General features: G+C 64.2%; 1 protein-coding gene. It reads right to left on the reverse strand.

The features are described from left to right. A partial coding sequence (locus R5H29_RS07815; protein WP_332329015.1) for a choice-of-anchor tandem repeat GloVer-containing protein occupies window positions 1-330 on the reverse strand: 330 nt, incomplete at both ends.

Consider the following 330-nt stretch of genomic DNA (forward strand, 5'->3'; position numbering starts at 1 on the left):
GGCCGGTTCCGCCCTGCGCGGTGGTGCCGTAAAGCTTGCCCGCATACGCAACGAGGCGGCCATAGGGGCTTCTGCCCTCCGATCCCGCGGAGAAACTATGCACCACGGTCACTCCGCCGGAGCCCGGATCCAGACGGAGAATGGTTCCGTAGCCGTTGGCACCGCATGAGTCGGCAACGATATAGAGCTTGCCACTGAACACTGTCGGCGGGCTGAGCGGGCCGGCGCTGCAGCCTTCCTGCGACGATAATGTGTGAAGGATCTGCGGGGGCGTGGAACCGGAGGGGTTCCATTTGTAGATGACCGAGTGGGCGCCTTTGGCGACGCCAT

The organism is Stenotrophomonas sp. A3_2 (genome assembly GCF_036624925.1).
Lineage (GTDB): Bacteria > Pseudomonadota > Gammaproteobacteria > Xanthomonadales > Xanthomonadaceae > Stenotrophomonas > Stenotrophomonas hibiscicola.